Raw genomic sequence first — 19,151 nt, forward strand, 5'->3', positions numbered from 1 at the left:
GGCTCGGAGGTTCACTCCTGTCGGCGGACGGCCTATTCCTTTTACACCATCACTTTGCAAATATCGTTCGTAAACTCGACCGGATCGCTGATCGGCAAGCCTTCGATCAGAAGCGCCTGATTGTACAGCAGGCTCGTGTACAGGTTCAGCTTCTCCCTGTCCTTGTCGTGGGCGCCCTTGAGCGATTGGAACACCGCGTGATTGACGTTGATCTCCAGCACCTTCTCGGCCTTCACGCCCGGGCTGCTCGGCATGGCGTTCAGCACCTTCTCCATCTCGATCGTCAGATCGCCCTCGGTGCTCAAGCAGACCGGGTGGCTCTTCAGACGCTTGGACGCCCGGACGCTCTTCACCTTGTCGCCGAGAATTTCCTTCATCGCCTCGAACAGCTCCTTGCTCTCGTCCGTCTCGCTCTCCTTGTCCTTCTCGTCCGCTTCGATCCCCAGATCGCTGCTGGAGACCGATTTGAATTCTTTCTCCTTGTACTTGGCGATCACTTTGACGGCGAATTCGTCGATATCGTCGGTCAGGTACAGAATCTCGTAGCCCTTGTCGGCGACAAGCTCCGTCTGCGGCAGCTTCTCGATCCGCTCCTTCGATTCCCCCGTCGCGTAGTAGATAAACTTCTGCTCCTCCGGCATGCGCGACACGTATTCGTCCAGCGTGACCATTTTCTTCTCCTTGGAGGAGTAGAACAGCAGCAGATCCTGCAGCACTTCCTTGTTCATGCCGTAGTCGTTGTATACGCCGAACTTGAGCTGACGGCCGAAGCCTTCGTAGAACTTCTCGTACTTCTCGCGCTCGTCCTTCAGCAGGCTCTGCAGCTGGCTCTTGATCTTGCTTTGGATATTTTTTGCGATTTGCTTCAGCTGCCGGTCGTGCTGCAGCATCTCCCTCGAGATGTTCAGCGACAGATCCTCGGAATCGACCATTCCTTTTACGAAGCTGAAGTAATCCGGCAGCAGATCGGCGCACTTCTCCATAATGAGCACGCCGTTGGAGTACAGCTCAAGCCCTTTTTCGAATTCCTTCGTATAATAATCGAACGGCGTATTTTCCGGAATGTACAGAATCGCCTGGTAACGAACGGCGCCGTCGACGCTCAGATGGATGTGCTTCAACGGCTTATCCCAGCCGTAGCGCTTCTCGTTGTAGAAGTTTTCGTAGTCGGCGTCGGTCAGCTCGTTTTTGTTTTTGCGCCAGATCGGCACCATGCTGTTGACGATCTGCTCCTCGGTGTACTCCTCGAACTCCTTGTCGTCGCCCTCCTTCGGGCGGCTGCTCGTCACGTCCATCTTGATCGGATAGCGGATAAAGTCGGAATATTTCTTAATGATCGCCTTGAGCCGGTACGTCTCCAAAAACTCGTCGTACTGGTCTTCTTCCGTGTTCGGCTTGATTTTCAGCACGATCTCCGTGCCGACGTCCGCCTTCTCCGCCGGCTCGATCGTATAGCCGTCCGCGCCGGTCGACTCCCACCGGTAAGCTTCGTCGCTGCCCAGCGCCTTGCTCGTCACGGTCACCTGGTCCGCAACCATGAACGCCGAGTAGAAGCCGACGCCGAATTGGCCGATGATGTTGTGGCCTTCCTGCGCCTCGTTCTCCTTCTTGAACGCGAGCGAGCCGCTCTTGGCGATGATGCCGAGATTGTTCTCCAGTTCTTCCTTCGTCATGCCGATGCCCGTGTCGGTCACGGTCAAGGTGCGAGCCTCTTTGTCTGCGGCTATCTTAATGTAGTAATCTTCTTTATTGAAGGTGAGGTTCTCGTCGGTCAACGCCTTGTAATAGATTTTGTCCACGGCGTCGCTGGCGTTGGAGATGAGCTCTCTCAGGAAAATCTCCCGCTGCGTGTAGATGGAGTTGATCATCATCTCGAGCAAACGCTTGGATTCCGCTTTGAACTGTTTCTTGGCCATGAATGTGACTCCTTTCGGGATATGTAAATGAGCTGTCATTGGCGCAATCGTCTAACGATTAGCACTCACTTCGATCGAGTGCCAACACAGCTTTATTTTTACATTAACCCGAATTCATGTCAAGACGGCTTGTGCATAAGCTGAACCCAAAACCAAAGATACGTCGAAGGACGGACCTCGGAGACCGGCTGACGAAAATTGACAATTCATAGCCATTCAAGGATAATAAAAGCAATAAATGTCGGGGAAGCGCCTCACAAAGATCAACACAGGACGTGTTTCTTTGCTGAGGTGCTCTTTTTTAAGCGAAGCGGAGAGAGAAGGTGCAGACATGAAAAAGAAAACGTACGAAGAGGTCGTCAAAGAGTCGCCCGTTACTTACGAGTTATACGCCAATATGATCGACGACGGCAATCGCTACGAGATTTCCGACGGCGTATTGGAGCTGATGAGCCCTTCGCCGACCTTTACGCATCAATCTATCATCTATGAGCTGCAGTATAAGCTCAACTCCAGATGCCGGAGCGAATTCATTATCGTAGCTTCGCCCATCGACGTCATCTTGTCCGATACGGAGGTGCGGCAGCCGGATATCGTCCTGATCCGCCGCAGCCGGGTGTCGATCATCAGCAACCGGGGCATTAACGGCGCTCCGGATCTCGTCGTGGAAGTCACGTCCGAGCATTCGCGCAGACGGGACAAGGTACGCAAGCGCATCGTCTACGCCAAGTACGGCGTTTCCGAATACTGGATCGTAGACCTCTCCAACCTTACCTTGGAGCAGTACGTGTTGGACGGAGAACGCTACGAGCTGATCGAGGTCTATGCGGAAGACGATCCGATCAGCTCGAAGACCGTGCCGTGCGCTTCGTTCAGCATGAACGAGATCGTACAGAGCCTGCCTGTGCATCCGGACCAATTGGAGTAAGCCTTCGCCAGCGGCTGAGCGGCTTAGCTTACCGCGGCGCCCCGGTCGTTCCGCGAACGACCAGTCGGGGAATGATCTCGTCCTTGACGAGCTCTCCCGGATTTCTCGGGAGCTCGCGCAGCAAGATTTCGATCGCCCGTCTGCCGATCTGCGCCGTATTCTGGTTGATCGTCGTCAGATGCGGATACGTGTAGGCGCTAATTCGGAGATCGTCATATCCGATGATGCTCACGTCCCGGGGCACCTCGAGCCCCATATCCTGCGCCGCCTTCAGCGCCCCGAGCGCCTTCAGATCGCTCGTGACGAAAACTGCCGTCGGCGGCTCTCCGCCGCGTCCGAACAGCTTCTTGAAGCCTTGGTAGCCCATCTCCGCGTTTTCGAACGGTCCGTCCATGACGCATACGAGCTCCGGCTCGAACGGAATTTGAAGCTGCTGCAGCGCCAATCGGTAGCCCTGCAGCCGTAGAGAAAACTCCTGGTTCAGATCGACGACGGATTTCCCGGTCAAAATGATGCCCGTCCTTCTATGGCCGAGCGACAACAGATGCTGCGTGGCGAGGTAGCCTCCGGTCAAATTGTCCGCGACGACGTACGGAACGGACAGGTGCGGGTAATAAAACTGCACGGTCACGAGCCGTTTGCCTTCGTCCCTCCACGCTTCGATAGACTTCTGGTCAAAGTTGTGCGGAGGGGTCACCAGCACGTAGGCCGCGCCCGGCTTCTCCGGCAGACGGTACCGTTCGTCGACTGCCCACAGATAGAAGTCGATCCCGTTCTCTTCGCAGACCTCCCTCATCGCTTCCAGCATATCGCTCCAATAACGATGGTTAAGCGAATCTACGGACAAGTTATGGTAGACGAAAAAAATGTGCCGAACGGGCAGCGAGCCCATTTTCTCCTCTTCGGCCTCCGGGCCGCGGACGAACGTTCCCTTGCCGCGTACCCTGTAGACGTAGCCTTCGTTGACCAGCTCGGTCAGCGCTCTCCTGGACGTAATCTCGCTCGCGTTGTACTGCTTGGCGAGCTCCTGCTGATTCGGCAGCGGCCAGCCCTGCGGATATTTGCCGCTGCGGATTTTCGCCTTCAGATCGTCGATCATGACCTGATACATCGGGGCGCCTTTGTCCGTCATGCGGATCACCTCATCTTCCCCTCCGCTCTACAGCTTCAAGGCGCCCTGCGTCATGCCTTGAATGTAATATTTCATCCCGAAGGAGAAAATGGCCAGCAGCGGCAAGGACGCGATCGTATACGCCGCGAACCGCGTTCCCAGATCGGTAATGCCGAACTGCTTGGTGAAGATCGTAAGCCCGACCGCGATCACTTGAAGATTGCTGTCCCGGATCGTAAGCAGCGGCCAAATATAATCGTTGTACACGCCGACGGACTGCATGATGAACAGCGTCGCCAGAATCGGCACGGACAGCGGAAGGACGACCTGCATAAACACGCGTCTCTCCGTCGCCCCGTCGATGCGCGCCGCCTCGAACAGCTCGCTGGGCAGGCCGGACATGAACGTTCGGCACAGAAACGTTCCGAAAATCTGTCCTCCGGCGGCGCAAGCGACGATGATCGCCCACGGCGTATTCGTCAGTCCCATATTTTCGTAGAGAACGTAGGAAGGAATGAGCGTCAGAATGCCCGGAACCATCATCATCGCCAACATAAGCATAAACAGAAAATCCTTGCCCGGGAACGTCTTCTTCGCGAACAGATAACCGGACACCGAAGACAGCGCCATGACGAGAACGCTTCCGACGACGGCGTAGACGAGCGTGTTGACGATATAGCGCCAGATGCTGTGGAAGGCTTCGCCGTAATTACCCCACCTGGCCGGCGCGGGCAGCCCCCAGAAGTTGCCCAAAATTTGCGCGTTGCTTTTCAGGGAGCTGACAAGCATGAACAAGATCGGCACGAGCGTCAGAAAGACGAGCGCCGCGAGCAGCGCAATGACGACGAGCTGGCGGACATGATTGATTTTGAACAACCGCATGGTCTCGTCCCCCTTATTGATCTTCCGTTTTGATGAATTTCAGGTTGATGACCGTAATGACGAGTATGACCGCGAACATGCTCACGCCAAGCGCCGACGCGTAACCGAGCTCGTTGAACTTGGTCGCCGCATAGTACATCTGCAGCGCGGGAACGTAAGTCGAATCCATCGGCCCGCCGCCCGTCACGATGAGAATGCCGTTGAAGTCCTGGATGATGCCGATCAACCCGAGGATGATCAGGAACTTGAATTGGCCGGCCAGCAGCGGCAGATGTATCGAACGGATAATGCGCGGCAGCGTCGCGCCGTCGATCTTGGCCGATTCGATCATCTCCTCCGAGATCGAGAGCAGCCCCGAGTAGAAGACGAGCAGCTGCAAGATGCCGACGAACGGGAAGCCGATGAAAATGAGCGCCCACAACGCCGTATCCGGGTCGCCGAGCCATCCGTGCGCCCAGGAGCCAAGTCCGATCAGCTTCAGGAAATTGTTGAACAGCCCCAGATTGGGATCGTAAAAATTTTGCCATATGAGCAGCCCCGCGACGCCCGGAATGACCATCGACGCCGTGAACGCGGTACGGAATCCGTATTGCAGCCTCTTGCTGCGCAGATGATAGATCAGCTCCGCGACGATTAGCGGGGGAATTAGCGTTTTGATCAGTCCCGTCACGATGAGAATGGCCAGATTGCCGAGGCCCTTCGTGACGAACGGGTCGTGCACCATGCGCTTGAAGTTGTCCAAGCCGATGAAGGTCGTCCTTCCGCCAGGCTGCCAATCATACAGCGAGTGGAACAGGCCGGAAAACGCGGGAAAGTACAGAAACGTGAAAATTAAAATAAAGCTTGGCGCAAGCCCGACATAGATCCATTTCGAACGCCAGACCTCCCGGAAAATGCCCAGCTTGTTCCTTCTTCTCATCCAGCCGAGCGCAAAAGCGATCAGCGCGAGCGCGGCGAGCACGGACACTCCCCAAAGCACGGTTTTCATTCGGGCTTCGCTCTTCGACTTGGCGACCGCGCTTCCGACGTCGAAGGCGACGATGCGGCCGTCGTTCGTGCCGCCGTACAGCGTCTTGCCCTCCGGATCGAAGGCCACTGCGCGGCCGTTGCTGCCGCCTTTGGATTCCCACAGCTTCGTCCCGTCGGCGTCGAAAATATAGAAGTAACCCGACAGATCGGATGCGCCGATCGTCGTTCCGTCGGCGGAAAAAGCGACGTCCGTCACGTGATCCCGCGTTTTGGCGGCGCTCGTCGGCTGGCCCTGCGGGTCGTACAGCTCCACCTCGTTCAGCTTCGTTCCGATGGCGACGGCCCCGTCGTTGGAGACGTCCATCGCCTGAATCTGCCCTTTGGCCCCGATCTTTACGACAATGCCGCCTTCCCGGTTCAGCAGATGCGCGAACTGGTCCGACGAGCCGACGGTCGTCCATTCCCCGTTCTCCGATATTTTGACCGTCCGCATCGTCGTGCTGATCGGAACGGCGCCGATCTGTTCTCCGGTTTTCCCGTCGATGTACAGAAGGTCGCCGTTGCGCTGCACGACGGCGGCGATCAGAGAGCCGTCGTCCGAAGCGGACATGCTCTTCACCTGGCGCTTCAAATCCGCTTCCCACAGCAGCTTGCCGTCGCGATCGTAGGCGTAAAGCCGCCGGTCGTCCGAAGCGGACAGCAGCGTGCCGTCCTCCAGCAGCTCAACCGCGTTCACGACGTTGCCGGCAGGCGCTTCGAAAGCCAGCCCCCCTTCCGCGTCGAAGACGAGCGCTTTGGCGTCCCGGCTGCCGACGGCGATACGGCTCCCGTCCGGCGACGCGGAGATGGACGTCATATCCGCTCCGCTCTCGGCGGACCACCCTTCCTGCGCCGAAGCGCCGCCGGGGAACGTCCCCGCCAGGACGAACAACGCCAACGCCAGCCATGCGATTTTTCTCATGCTGCCTTTCTCCCCTTCCCGCGCATGCTCCCCTGTCGTCATTAAGCGTTCAACGGCACGGGCCGATAATCGGTCCGTGCCGTCGCGTCCGCTTATTGCCGTTCAGGCGGCCGTCTTTCCGGCGTGTCCAGATCGGACAGCTCCTTCTTCGCTTGCTTCAGAGCCGGCTCCAAGTATTTGTCGATATTGGCCTGCAGCTCCTTCAAATACGCCTCCGTCGTCAGCTTGCCGTCGAAGAAGCGCTGTACGCTGCCGACCCAATCCTGCACGGACGGCTGGTAGTCCATCAATCCGCGAGCCAATTGGTTGCCCGGACTCAGATACCCTTCGGTATTGCCGATCGGAGCGAAGTCCGCGAAAGCGGAAGCCATTTCCGGAGGAAGCGTAATGTCCTTCAGGGCGGGAGAGCCCGACAGAGAAGCGTCGTCGCTCTCCTGGATCGCCTTAACGTATACGCCGTAGCCTTCCGGGCTCGTCAAATACATCATGAAGTCCGCGTTCAGCTCGTTCTGCTCCGCCGACTTGTTCACGAAGCCGTAGAAGCCGATCGGGATTTGAATCGTTCTGGCCGGAGCCATCACTTCGGGCCCCTCCATTGAAGGCATATTGAAGAATCCGTATTCGAACGGTTTTACGCCGCCCTTGGCGCCGGTTTTCTCCTCGTCGGCGAAATCCTTCGGCAGCTGGAAATAGTGGCCCGGCGTTCCCATCAGCGTAGCGGCCTTGCCCGTCAGGAACAGATTGTACGCTTGCTCGGCCTTGACGCCGAAGAAGCCTTCCGGGACGTATTGGAACAAGCGCTTCAAATTGTCGGCATAGGCGATCCACTTCGGATTGCCTTCGACCTGGTAAGGCCCTTCTTTGTCGCGAATCGCTCTCAGATGACGCATTTCGTTTTTCGTGACGTTGCTGTTCGAATCGTTGTAGGGGTCGGTCAAATCGTACTGCCAGACGCTGTCGATCTCCGGCACATACGAGTAGTCCTGCTCCTGCGAGCGGATGACGTTGATGAAGTCGCGCAAATATTGGTCCGCATAGATTCTGACGAGCCACCCGGCCTCTCCGCTCCACATCGAGGTCGAGTCGCCGGCCAGCGCGAGCGGCGTGTAGCCCTCGGCTTTGATTTTCTCAAACGCGTCGATCAGTTCGTCGAACGTCTTCGGCGCTTCCGCGATGCCGACCTTCTCGAAAATCTCTTTGTTGTAAACCCATACGATCTGCACGGATTCGAAGTTGAGATTGGCCAGGAAGTCCTCGGAGCTGACGCCCTCGAGGTTGATGCCCATCGCCCCGAGATCGAGCGATTCCACCCAAGGCTTGCCCGTGTAAGGATTCATTTTATCGAAATAGGCGTAATAATCCATGAACTTGCGTTCGTTGACCAGAGCGGCGACCTCGTTGTTCACGACCATGTCCACTTCAGGGGTGCCCGCGGCGAATTGGGCCGTCAGCCATTCCTTGTAGCCTTCCATCGGCTTGTTGTCGACCGTCACCTTGACTCCCGGATTTTTGGCCATGTAGGCGTTCGCGACCGCGTTCCATACGAAGGAGGAAGCGTTGGGCAAGGAAATGTTGATCGTTCCCTTCAGATCCCGGGCCGCTTCGGAAGGACTTTCGGAAGCGGTTTCCGAAGCCGGCGCGCTGGAGCCTGGGGCCGTTCCGGACGGACTCGGTTCGGCGTTGTTTTTGCTGCAAGCCGCCAGCAGCGAGGACAGCATAAGTATACCAAGTAATAAAGCCAGCCCCTTCTTTTTGAACATGTCGATCTCACCCTCGTTTTCGTCTTTTTTAGTGAAGCGCCTTCCTGCTTGGAGTTATTGGGATCGTCAACTTCGGGCTTTTCCGTTCTCGACGTCGAACAACCCCCATCCTCAATCTTAAGTAAAGTATAATGTATTTAATTTCGTATACTTTACACTTAAAAGAATACTATATAATTCGCCTAATCGCAATATCTTTTTCCGTCCCGTCAGAGTTTAGGTCCGGCGATTCGGAAAATCACAAGAAGGGCTGTCGCCAACTTTCCGACAGCCCAACGCCAGGAGCGAGCTCCAGCTATTCGATTACTTGCCGCCGGCCGTTCCCGGAGCCGGTCCCGTGCTCCCTCTCTGCACCAGAGTGGGCACGATCTCGTCCTTCAGCAGCCGGTTTTCCCCGTCCTTCATTTCGTACAGCAAAATTTCCGCGGCTCTCTGTCCAAGCTTATACGTATTCTGATTCACGGTAGAAAGCGTCGGATACGTATACTCGCTTATCTTCACGTCATCGTAGCCCATAATGCTGATCTCCTGCGGCACCTGCATCCCGAGCTCCTTGGCGGCGCTCATCGCGCCGAACGCCTTGTAATCGCTCGTCGCGAAAATCGCCGTCGGAGGGTCCTTCAACGCCATCAGCCGGCGAAAGCCGTCGTTGCCCATGCCGACTCTTTCGTGATCGCCGCTCATGATGGCAACCAGCTCGGAGTCGAAAGGAATTTGCCGCTGGGACAGGGCCAGCCGGTAGCCCTGCAGACGCAGGGAAAACTCCTGGTTGATCTCCAGAATCGAATTGCCGGTCAGGATGACCCCGATGCGCCGATGTCCCAGAGACAGCAAATGCTGCGTCGCCAGATAACCGCCGGTCAAGTTGTCCACGATGACGTAAGGAATGCCCAGATGCGGATAATAGAAGTGAACGGTAACGATTCGCCTCTTCTCGCGCTGCCAGGCGGACAGGCGCGTTTGGTCGAAGGAGTCCATCGTCGTCAGCAGCACGATGCCCGCGTGCGGATCCTCCGGCAGCTCGTAGCCGCTGCCGATGTTCCACATGTGGAAAGCGACTCCGTTCTCCTCGCACGTTGACTTGATGCCCTCGAACATGTCGGTGAAAAACGGGTGATTAAAGTCCGAAACCTCATGATTCTGATACGCGAAAAAGATCGTGCGAATCGGCTTCGGGCCGTCGGGGACGACATTTTCCCGAATGAAGGTCCCTTTCCCGCGTATGCGGTATACGTATCCCTCCTGAACGAGATCGGACAGCGCCCTGCGCGACGTGATCTCGCTCGTGTTGTATTCTTTGGCCAGATCGATCTGCGTCGGGAGCGGATCGTGCGCCTTCAGCTCTCCCGTCTCGATCTTGCGTTTAATATCGTTCATAATGTATCGATACATCGGAGTCTTGTCCGATCTATCCATGTCCATGCGACTACACTCCTCCCGAATTGGGATTAGTATACTTTAGCGTCGCATTTTTCGCAAGGGATTGTCGAATCCATGGGAAATCGCGGAAGCGGCGCTCCCTACTCCCCCGCTGGGATCGTATAGCGATAGTTCAGCCTGCCCGCGGGCGCGACGTCCCCGTATTGGTAGAAATCCATCGGGTCGCCCTCGTTCTGCAGATGATCCGCCCATTTGAACGACAGCTCCAGCTTCCGATCCGACCTCCCCATGCCGAGCAGCTTTCGCGGAATGGCCAGGTGAAGCTCGTTGCCCTGCACCGCATAACCGATCTCTCCGACCGTTTCCCAGCTCCAGCCGCCCAAACTCCGCTCCAGCAGCGCCGCGGATTCGCCCGGTGTCCTCCGATTGACGACGAAGTGGTAGCCTTCCCAGCCGGCATCGCCGCTATCTTCGACGCGAAGGAACAGCATCATCCAAGTCGGGTCGGTATGAGGGGACAAGTCGGCCTCCGCCGCCGCGTAGAAAAACAGCGCGTCGTCCGTATGCGCCGCCTTGAACGACACAAGCGCGTTGCGGCCGGTTTCGTTCTCGTAATGAAGCTGTCCGTAGCCCGGATGGTTTCTCGGCTTCGTTTTGCCGGGAAAATCCCTGTACGTCGCGCCGACCCCGCTCCACGGCTCGAAATCGGGAACGATCGGAATCGGCCGCTCAAGGCGGCAGCTCCGTTTCTCGCCGTCCGACATTCCCTTGAACCGCCGGATGCAGCCGATCATCTGCATATAATAGTTGTCTCCGTATCCTCCCTTCATCGGCTCGATATCGCGGCTGAAATTGAGCGTCGCCTGATCGACGAACAGCACCGGTCTTTCCGGCGGCCCCTGCAGCCGCATCGCGATCCATTCGTTCCAGCCCGTCACGAACACGAGCTCCGGGTCCTCGGCCAGCGCGAACGCCCACTGTTCCTCGACGTTGGCGCCCCGGACGATCGCCTGCTCCGAGTCGGTCTCCCCCGGCCCCGCGCCTTCGTAATACCCCCTTCCCCAGTTGCCTCCGTAACCGTAAAAGGGAGTGTCGCTCATCGCCACGCTGGGGTGCTGGGCGACGGATACGCTGATCGTTTCCTTCGCTCCTTCGTCGTTGTAAAACACCCGCTGCGGCCGCTGGAACTCGATCCACGGAAATCCGTTCGTTTTCGCCGGCTCGTTGGGCCATTGATTCAGCCGGAACGTGAAGAACGCCCGATGCTCCTCTTCGCATTGCGAAGGATCGCCGATGATCAGCGGCTTGCCCTTCCAGCGGAACCACAGATGCGGATAGCGGCCCGGTCTGTACACGTCCTCGTAAATATCCGCCACGGTCCGCCCCGATTCCGTATTTGTATAGAAGGCGAATCGCGGAACCTTGAAGCCTTGCCCGGCAAGCTCGTCGAGCACGCGGAACAGCCGATCGTATACGTTCTTGTAAGCGATCGCGTTCGTCGTATCGAAGACGAGAAAATCGACGCCCGCCGCCGTCAGAAGCTGCGCGTGCTTGCGCAGCACCCATTCGTCGTCGTTCAAGTAGTAGCCGTACAGCGGCTCTCCCCAGAAGTGAAACGATCTCGGCGGTCCCCATGCGGGATGCTTCGGGTCTCGAACCGCTTCCGGCCACCGTTCGAGGATGCGCGTATTGTCGTTTGGCCCCTCCGTTCCGTGCTGTCCCAGCCAGAGAAAATAAAACAGTCCGACGAACCGATCCGCGCGATAAGGCCCGGCTTCCTCTCTGGTCGGCAGCTTCCGTCCCAGGGCGTCGATGCCCGAGCAGCCGTCAAATCCGAGCTCCCTGTTTTCCATACGGTTTCTCTCCTTTATATGGCGAATGCCGCATACCGTTCCGGATATGCGGCATTCCGCTGTCTATTCCAATACCTATTCCACGCCGATCCGGTCGAGCTGAAATTCAGGATTCCAGGCCATATCGCTGCCGACCGCCCGGAAGGAGATTTCTATGTCGGTGACCGACGATCGGCCCGTCCAGGCCGATAGGTCGGCGGAGACGCGGTTCCACCGATCCGCGCTCATGGCGGACGTATAGCTAAAGCTGTCCGGGCCGCTCCTCAACGTCACCCGGGTCTCGTAGGTTGCCCCCGGAACGCCGCCGTAGCTGTTGATGTCGTACGAGAATACGGAAGCCCCGCTCAAATCGAACGGCCGCTCGGGCGTCGTCTTCACCGTCTTCCAGGCCGAAGCCGCCGCGATCGCCGAACGAGCCGACAACGCTTGCCGCCCTTCGCTCGGCACGCCGGGTCCGTTCGGGAACGACTGCACGGCGGCGACGCTGGCCACGTTCTCGCCCGCGCCCCAGCCCTGCGCTCCGTCCTCAAAGTCGTAAAGGATGCCGTCTTCCGGCGTAACCGGGGACTTGCCTTTTAACGGGAAGACAAACGTCCGATCTTCCAGCTTAATCGTCAGTTCAGGCTCTATCCCGTCCGTCGGCATATATTCGGATACGTGCAGCGAGAAGGTTCGGCTTTCCCCGGTTCGAATGCCGCCCGGATGAATGTCCTTCCGGGAAAGCTTCAGCCCGGGCGTCGTTTGCAGAATCAACTTCTTGTTCAGCTTGTCGGAGCCGAAGTTCGTTACCGTCACGGAAAACTCCGCCCCCGTTTCAAGTGCCGGAGAGACGAGCTTCGCCTCTACCTCGACGTTCGGGAACTTCTTCTCCTCCTTGAACTTCTTGACGAATTTCGCCTCGTCGATGCGGATTTCCCCTTGCCAAGGCGCTCCTCCGACGGAACGCACCCAGATTTTGACGCCGTCTACCGACCGGATGCCCTTCCAGCCCTTGAGCGGCAGCGCCAAATCGTTCCAGCCCTTCGACAGATCCAGTCTCGCCGTGCCTTCCACGCGTTCGGAGCCGCTGTAGACGATAAACTTCGCATAGTACGCATGGTTCGGATCGGCGTCCGGCAATTGAAGCGCCGCCGTGAAATACGGCGTCTTCTTCGCGTCGATCGGCTGCTCGAACTTCTTCTGTACGCCCGCCCAATTCAGCCGGTAGTCGCTGTTCACCGTAGCCGCGAGGTAGCCGCCGCCGCGGAACGCGTCTCCCTGCTCGGAGCGGATCGCGCTCACCTCGTCCGAAGCCGCGAATCCGTCCGTCCCGGCTTCGAAGCCTCCTTCCGGCCCGGCTTGATCGGCGCTTGCGGCAAACTCGAGACCGCTCGCCAGCGGCAGGCTCCGATCGGCCAGCCGCGCGGGATCGAAGCCCGGAATCGCCTGCTCCCAGCTCAGGATGCCGATGATCGCCTTCGCGAAATTCGTAACCTCCAAGGAGCGCTCCGTGTCGATATACTTAAACACGTCGTAGATCGCCTTGTGCCGATCCGGCGTCACGATCGAGGTCGGCGTATGCGTCCACAGGCCCAGGTTCAGCCCGCCCTCTTCGCCGTGATCGACGTGACGATGCAGGATAAAGGCGTCGATGCCGTCCAGGAACTTGATAATATAGTACGCATAGGCGTAAGCCGCAGCCTGAACCTTCTGATCCTCCTCCGAGTTCGTCAGACTGTGGAAGCCCTGCTCCGACAGGATAATGCGGCGCATCTCTCCGCCGTACGTATAATCGGGCTGCTTCATGTAGTCGACGAGCACGTCCAGATTTTTGAACGTAATCCGCTCCGTGTCGAAGGAATCGGTCGCCGTCGCGTCGTTCCAGAACCGGGGATTGAACAGATTTTCCGGATACGGATGGAACGCCACGTGCCAGCCGAAGTCCCCCTCCGCGCGCGTCAATTGCGTCAGCCGGTCGACGATCGCCTTATTGTCGTATTTCCACATGGAGTCGGCGCCCAAATTTTCGTTCCAGAAATGGTCGAGAGAAATGTACGTTCTGGCGTTAGCGTAAGACGTCTTCACGATCGTATCGACGAGGCGGAGCGTCTGGGCGTATTCGCGAACGTACTCCTCCAGTCTTTTCGGTCCCATGTTGTTCCATACTTTGTTCTGGCCGACCTCGTTGCCCACGATGTAATTGACCGCGCGTCCGAATTGCTGATCCGGCCTGGAGTAGCGCTCGGCCAGAAATTTCGTCGCCGCTTTCACGTACTCGACGCCGATCGCGTTGGACGTGTTCAGCGCGTAGACGGTGCCGCCGGGCTCCGCGTCGGGATGAAGCAAATATTCGTTCGCGGATTCCGGGTCCTTCGTGTCGTACATAATGAGAATGAGAGAGACGATAATCCCGTTGTCGGACAAGCTCTTGATCTGACGGTCCATCTGCTCGATCCGATCCTTGCGGAAAAAGTAGGTCTTCCCCTCGACTTCGAACGGGATCGAATGATTCGGGTGATTGCCGGTCTTGTACATGAGCTCGTTGTAGGGGACGTTCAGCGCCGCGTGGCTGATGCCGAGCTCCTGCGCGTCCCCTGTCATCTGCACCTGCAGCCCTTTGATGCTCTCGGCCTCCGGGAACGGCTCGAGGTTCGCGGAGAGCGATTCCGCGTTTGCGACGTATTGCGGAGCCGAGAGGAGCGTATATTCGCCTTCGTCCGAACGGGCCGCCACCGCGAACTTGGAATACAGCCGGCTTCTCGTACCGTCGTTCAGGCCGGTCTCGAACCGGAACGACTCGGCGAGTTCCGTATCGGCTAGCGGCGTATGCGACGGCAGCGCCGTAAGCGGGTCTTCGTAGGTGGCCAATTCGAACAGGTAGAGCCGAGCGCCCGGGCGCGCCGCGACGAATTCGGGCTTGACGGTTCCCTCGATGGCGATCAGCCCGCCCTGTTCGATGCGCGCCTGCGCCGTTCCGTCGAACGGCTTCTCGAGAACGGGCATCGATTTGGGCGCGATCTGATCGATCGACAGCGTGCCGGAAGAGGACGGAACGCTTAGGCGAAACGCCGTTACCGTCCCGCTCCAATCCTCGCGGTCCGAGAAGTTGAAGTCGCGGGTGAACGTGCCCGCAGCCGGAATGTCGAACGTTTTCGCGCGCATATCGTCCCAATCGGTTCCGGCCGTTCTCCACTGTACGGTCAGCTGCTCCGCCCCCGTTCCGTTCGTCATCGTCACGGACAGCCCGTTCCGCTGCGCCGCGTCGATCGTCAGCGCCGGAGATTCGAGCGTTCCGGCCGTTCCTCCCAACGTATAGACGAGTTGGCCGCCCGCGGCTTGCAAGCTTCCTCCGGCAGCGGTGAAGCCTTCCGTGTCGCCCTCGATGTCGAAGCTGAGGTCGCGCGCGTTCGTCGCCGTAATGTAATCGATCTGGAACCGGCCGTCCCAGTAATCATACCCTGGCGCTCCCGGCGCGATGCCCTCCAGGTCGAAATTCTGCATGAAGGAGATTTCCAGCTTCGTGACCTGGCTTCTTCCGGCCCAGTCGCTCAGGTCGATGAAGATCGGTCTCCAGGAATCCGGCCGGATCATGGCGACGCTTTCATAACGATCGTCCCCGCTTAGCAGAGCGACCTTAAGCGCGTAATCGGCCGTCGCCTGCCAGCCCCAGCTGTTGGCGGCCAGCGCCAAGTACCGGTAACCGCTCAAATCCAGCGGCTGTTCGTAGTCCCGATAGATCGACCTCCACTCGTATACTTTGACCTGCTCCGGGACCTGCTCCAAAGCGCCCGCTCCTTCGAACGGCTGATTGGGGCCGTTCAGCAGACTGGTCACATAATGGACCGAGTCCGTATTCTGTCCGGCCTTCCACGCCTGCACCGACTCCTCGTCGTTAAAATCGTCCAGCACGATCGCGGGATACATGTCTTTGCCCGTCGACACGCGATCCGACTGTCGGAGCTCCGGTTCGTATTTGCCCGCCGAGACGGCGGCGGCCAGCAACGATTGAAGCAGCAACAGCACGGCCAGTACAGCGGATACGTTACGCACTCGCGGCATAAATAGCCTCCTCTACATCGTTAAAGGATGGTTTTCGCAACTAAGATACCAAATAAGTATTCTTTATTCAATATAAATTTGATTAAGTATACATAAATACGGCTTTGGAACTATTTTGCATACGGAAGCGCGGGTCGCGCGGGGGGGCAATGTTGTCAGGTTAAGCAAACGATCAACAAGCGGCCTTGCAGGAATCGTCCCAGTTGCCGGCGGAGCCCCGACAGTCATCGCGAACAAAGGCCAACTCGTGCCAATCCACGCCAACCTATGCCAGCTCGCGTCAACCACCACGTCAACCCCCGCCAGTCCAGACTAACCTACGCACTCCGCTAACCCCCGCCAGTCCAGGCCAACCCCCGCGAGCCCCCGCCAGCCCAGGCCAACACACGCCAACCCCCGCGAGCCCCCGCCAGCCCACTAACGTAACGGTTGCCAGCGCCGCTAATTGTGCCCTTTTCGCAGTACGGAGGTTTTAACGGTTGCGGCAGCGGCTATTTCAGCCGAAAACGCGCGTTTTCGCTCGATAACCCCAAAATAAGCGCGGTGGCAACCGTTAGCTTTTCCTTTCTTAAGAAAACGATCGATTAAGCGCCACTGCAACCGTTAGACGTTGCCGGCAGGTTGCGCGCCTTCGATCGCATACGACCGGTCGCATCCCATCGACCGTATGCCGTCGATCGCATACGACAACGGCTTAACCTGACAACATTGGGGGCAAGGCCAAGTTATGAACTTGGCGGCGGGCGATCGGAGCGGGCGGCGGAGGCGAGGACCGAGTTTGTGATCCGATAAGGATAGCGAACTTTATACTTGCTGAAACAACAGAAAGACGGCCGGGCTTGGCCGTCTTCTTTGACTCCGTTTGTTTATACGCGGCTGTAATCGGACCGGGGCGCTGTAAAGGTCCCGCTGATTACGGTGGAATCCCCGTCTTTAACCGTTGCGACGTTATGGAGCGATTCGTCCGCGGACCATCCGAGGCCGGCCGGCAGCCGCGCTTCGAAGGCGAACTCGCCGCCTTCCTTCTCGGACCAGGCGGCCTCGATGTCCCCGACAGGGGTCGGGATCGTTCCTTCGGCCCAAGTCAGTCCTCCCGCCGCGAACGGGCGAAGCTCCACGATGCCTTCTCCCAGCTTGGACGTATCGACGCCCAGCACTTCGCGCGACAGTAAATAGGTCGGCGAAGCCCCCCACCCGTGGGAGAAGCTGACGGGGATGGCGGCCTGCATGTAAGTGGGCGTGTGTCCTAGATAGGGACTGGGAACCGTGCATTCGGGCAGCGTAGGATCGAACGTCTCCCACCAGGTCGTCGCGCCCCGGTCGAGCATGGCTCCCCAGAAATAACGGATTTCTTTCAGCGCTTCCTCTCTGTACGAGTAGGCGAACAGCGTCTCCAGCACGATATGATAGAAGAACGCCCCCTTGATCGGAGGAAGCTTTCCCGGCAAGTAGAAGTCCTCGATAAAGCTTCTCGTTTCTTCCGGCTCCATGATTCCGCACCATGCCGCGACGAAATTCGTCTGCGCCGTCACGCTCGCGGACAGTCCGTCCGCGGACAGGCTGTCCGCGAACAGCGGGCTTTCCGGAAGCCGCAGCCTGCGCCTTATCGTGACCCGCAGCCGGGCGGCTTTGGCTTCCAGCGTCTGCGCGCGCTCCTCCTCTCCCATGCGGCGCGCGAGAAGAGCGGCGGTAAGCAGGAACTTATAGTAATAGCAGGAGATCGCCGCAACCTTGTCCTTGCGCTCGATATCGTCCGACCAATCGATAAAGCACCACCAGCCTTCGCGATCGGCATTGGCGAACAGCCCCTCTTCGTCCTCCTGCGCCCGGAACCATGCCTCCAGCCTGCCGACGGAAGGCCACAGTTCGGTCAGAAACCTCTCGTCCCCGCTGTAGTCGACGTACTCCTTCACGCCGAACAGCCAATGCGCGCAGAAATCCGGAAGCATAAAGGCGTTGCTCTCCGGACCGGTGCCCGGAATCGATCCGTCCTTGTTCTGGATGCGGGAGATTTGCAGCAGACATTTGCGAACGAGCGCCAAATCTCCGAACGTCTGATAGACAACTCTGGCCATCACGACTGCATCCGCCACCCACAAGGCCGCTTCGCGATGGGGACAATCCTCGAAATGATCCTGACTGTTGACGACGGTCGTATATTTGCCCACCTCCCAGATCCGGTTGAGCCTCTTGTCGCTGCTGGCGAAGCGGCCTTGCTCCTGATACGGGTAATGCACGGACCTCAGCCGCACCGAACGAACCTCGACTGGGGCCGGAGTGCCTTGCAGCGCCAGCTTCATGAACCGGAACGACCTCCTGCCGAAAGATCGAACGCGATTGCTCCCTTTTCTCAGAACGAACGTATCGGTAAGCTCCAGCTCGAGCCCTTCTCCGTAAAACAGATGGGCGACTCCCCCTTCCGGCGCCTCGATCTCCAGCTCGGGATACCCGACGACCTCCGTTCCGAAATCGTAAGTCGCATTCGGATACGAGCCCGGAGCGGAGGCGTCGATGAGGATCCCGCCGGAACGTTCCGCGCCTTCCAGCACGGAGCTCGCGTCGTCGATCGCTCCGAGATAAGCCTGCTCGCCGACCAGCCGGACCGGCTGCAGCCAGGTCTGCTTCAGATAAGGAATTTCCCTGGCCAGAAGCTTGGGCCAAGGCGATTCCGCGCTGTTCGCCTCCGCGACGATCGTCGCGTGCGCCCAATCCGAATCGTCGTACTCGGGCCGTTCCCAGCCGTCCTCCTGGTCGGCCAAATAAATCTCCCGGTACCCGCCCCACATGTGCATGCGGATCGAGTCCGGTCTCCATCTCGGAGACACGCGGCACTTCCACCCCGTCCCCGTAGCCGCCGCGCAGACGCTCGCGCCGCCTTCCGCGTCCGGTCCCAGATCGATCTGGCACAGCAAGCCCCCCGGGCCTTGTCTCTGGCCGGTGACGATAGGATCCGTTCCGAAATTGTAGGCCAGTATGGCCACGACATTACGGCCCGGCTTCAGCAGCCCGGCCATTTCGTAACTATCGTAATATTGAGAGCCGTTATCGCTCGGCGAAGGGCCTCTTCCGATCTCGGCGCCGTTAACGAACAGCACGTATTCCTGATTCGCCGTTACGCGAAGCACCGCCCTCTCGGAAGACTCCTCAAGCTTGAACGAGCCGCGGGCTTCAACGTATTGGTTGTTTCTCCTCAGCCCTTCGTCCACCCAGATCCAGCTTGCTTCCCACTTCTCCATCTCTCCCCAACCTCCGGTGTTCTCTGTCGCTGATTTTCGTTATTTAGTATACTTAATGATACTTCAATATACTTTTGATGTCTATATGTAAGGGGAAGAAATACGCTGCCGCTCCGG

Annotated in this window: 10 protein-coding genes; 1 reads left to right on the forward strand and 9 read right to left on the reverse strand. The window is 58.3% G+C overall.

Annotated features, from left to right (window positions below; genetic code table 11):
* Positions 1–41: 41 nt before the first annotated feature.
* Positions 42–1,916, reverse strand: a complete 1,875-nt coding sequence (gene htpG, locus ACFO3S_RS10490) for a molecular chaperone HtpG (RefSeq protein ID WP_378095151.1) — start codon at positions 1,914–1,916, stop codon at positions 42–44.
* 331 nt (positions 1,917–2,247) lie between these two features.
* Between htpG and ACFO3S_RS10495 the strand changes: the two genes are divergently transcribed.
* The gene (locus ACFO3S_RS10495; protein ID WP_378095153.1) at positions 2,248–2,844 is read left to right on the forward strand and encodes a Uma2 family endonuclease; all 597 of its coding nucleotides are present in this window, start codon (positions 2,248–2,250) and stop codon (positions 2,842–2,844) included.
* A 28-nt stretch (positions 2,845–2,872) separates the two neighbouring features.
* Here the strand turns inward: ACFO3S_RS10495 and ACFO3S_RS10500 are convergent, their stop codons facing one another.
* From ACFO3S_RS10500 to ACFO3S_RS10535, 8 genes are all read right to left on the reverse strand, one after another.
* Positions 2,873–3,976, reverse strand: a complete 1,104-nt coding sequence (locus ACFO3S_RS10500; RefSeq protein WP_378095155.1) for a GntR family transcriptional regulator — start codon at positions 3,974–3,976, stop codon at positions 2,873–2,875.
* A gap of 27 nt (positions 3,977–4,003) precedes the next feature.
* On the reverse strand, positions 4,004–4,837 hold the full coding sequence (locus ACFO3S_RS10505; protein WP_378095157.1) for a carbohydrate ABC transporter permease: 834 nt from the start codon (positions 4,835–4,837) through the stop codon (positions 4,004–4,006).
* Between the two features lie 13 nt (positions 4,838–4,850).
* Positions 4,851–6,767, reverse strand: coding sequence for an outer membrane protein assembly factor BamB family protein (locus ACFO3S_RS10510; protein ID WP_378095159.1), 1,917 nt, complete (start codon positions 6,765–6,767; stop codon positions 4,851–4,853).
* A gap of 92 nt (positions 6,768–6,859) precedes the next feature.
* A complete protein-coding gene (locus tag ACFO3S_RS10515) occupies positions 6,860–8,527 on the reverse strand; it encodes an ABC transporter substrate-binding protein (RefSeq protein WP_378095161.1) in 1,668 nt (555 codons plus the stop codon).
* A gap of 303 nt (positions 8,528–8,830) precedes the next feature.
* Positions 8,831–9,949, reverse strand: coding sequence for a GntR family transcriptional regulator (locus ACFO3S_RS10520; protein ID WP_378095163.1), 1,119 nt, complete (start codon positions 9,947–9,949; stop codon positions 8,831–8,833).
* A 98-nt stretch (positions 9,950–10,047) separates the two neighbouring features.
* The gene (locus ACFO3S_RS10525; protein WP_378095165.1) at positions 10,048–11,760 is read right to left on the reverse strand and encodes a glycoside hydrolase family 71/99 protein; all 1,713 of its coding nucleotides are present in this window, start codon (positions 11,758–11,760) and stop codon (positions 10,048–10,050) included.
* Positions 11,761–11,835: 75 nt separating this feature from the next.
* Positions 11,836–15,798: a DUF5722 domain-containing protein gene (locus ACFO3S_RS10530; RefSeq protein ID WP_378095167.1), complete on the reverse strand. Its 3,963-nt coding sequence runs from the start codon at positions 15,796–15,798 to the stop codon at positions 11,836–11,838.
* 866 nt (positions 15,799–16,664) lie between these two features.
* On the reverse strand, positions 16,665–19,034 hold the full coding sequence (locus ACFO3S_RS10535; RefSeq protein WP_378095169.1) for an alpha-L-rhamnosidase-related protein: 2,370 nt from the start codon (positions 19,032–19,034) through the stop codon (positions 16,665–16,667).
* Positions 19,035–19,151 lie beyond the last annotated feature (117 nt).

It is taken from the genome of Cohnella hongkongensis (genome assembly GCF_042654645.1).
GTDB lineage: Bacteria > Bacillota > Bacilli > Paenibacillales > Paenibacillaceae > Cohnella > Cohnella hongkongensis.

Excerpts from the sequence above, each read along its gene's own strand:
- ACFO3S_RS10500 (WP_378095155.1), bottom strand. The coding sequence starts at position 3,976 with ATGACGGACAAAGGCGCCCCGATGTATCAGGTCATGATCGACGATCTG.
- ACFO3S_RS10530 (WP_378095167.1), bottom strand. The coding sequence starts at position 15,798 with ATGCCGCGAGTGCGTAACGTATCCGCTGTACTGGCCGTGCTGTTGCTG.
- ACFO3S_RS10525 (WP_378095165.1), bottom strand. The coding sequence starts at position 11,760 with ATGGAAAACAGGGAGCTCGGATTTGACGGCTGCTCGGGCATCGACGCC.
- htpG (WP_378095151.1), bottom strand. The coding sequence starts at position 1,916 with ATGGCCAAGAAACAGTTCAAAGCGGAATCCAAGCGTTTGCTCGAGATG.
- ACFO3S_RS10535 (WP_378095169.1), bottom strand. The coding sequence starts at position 19,034 with ATGGAGAAGTGGGAAGCAAGCTGGATCTGGGTGGACGAAGGGCTGAGG.
- ACFO3S_RS10510 (WP_378095159.1), bottom strand. The coding sequence starts at position 6,767 with ATGAGAAAAATCGCATGGCTGGCGTTGGCGTTGTTCGTCCTGGCGGGG.
- ACFO3S_RS10495 (WP_378095153.1), top strand. The coding sequence starts at position 2,248 with ATGAAAAAGAAAACGTACGAAGAGGTCGTCAAAGAGTCGCCCGTTACT.
- ACFO3S_RS10505 (WP_378095157.1), bottom strand. The coding sequence starts at position 4,837 with ATGCGGTTGTTCAAAATCAATCATGTCCGCCAGCTCGTCGTCATTGCG.
- ACFO3S_RS10515 (WP_378095161.1), bottom strand. The coding sequence starts at position 8,527 with ATGTTCAAAAAGAAGGGGCTGGCTTTATTACTTGGTATACTTATGCTG.
- ACFO3S_RS10520 (WP_378095163.1), bottom strand. The coding sequence starts at position 9,949 with ATGGACATGGATAGATCGGACAAGACTCCGATGTATCGATACATTATG.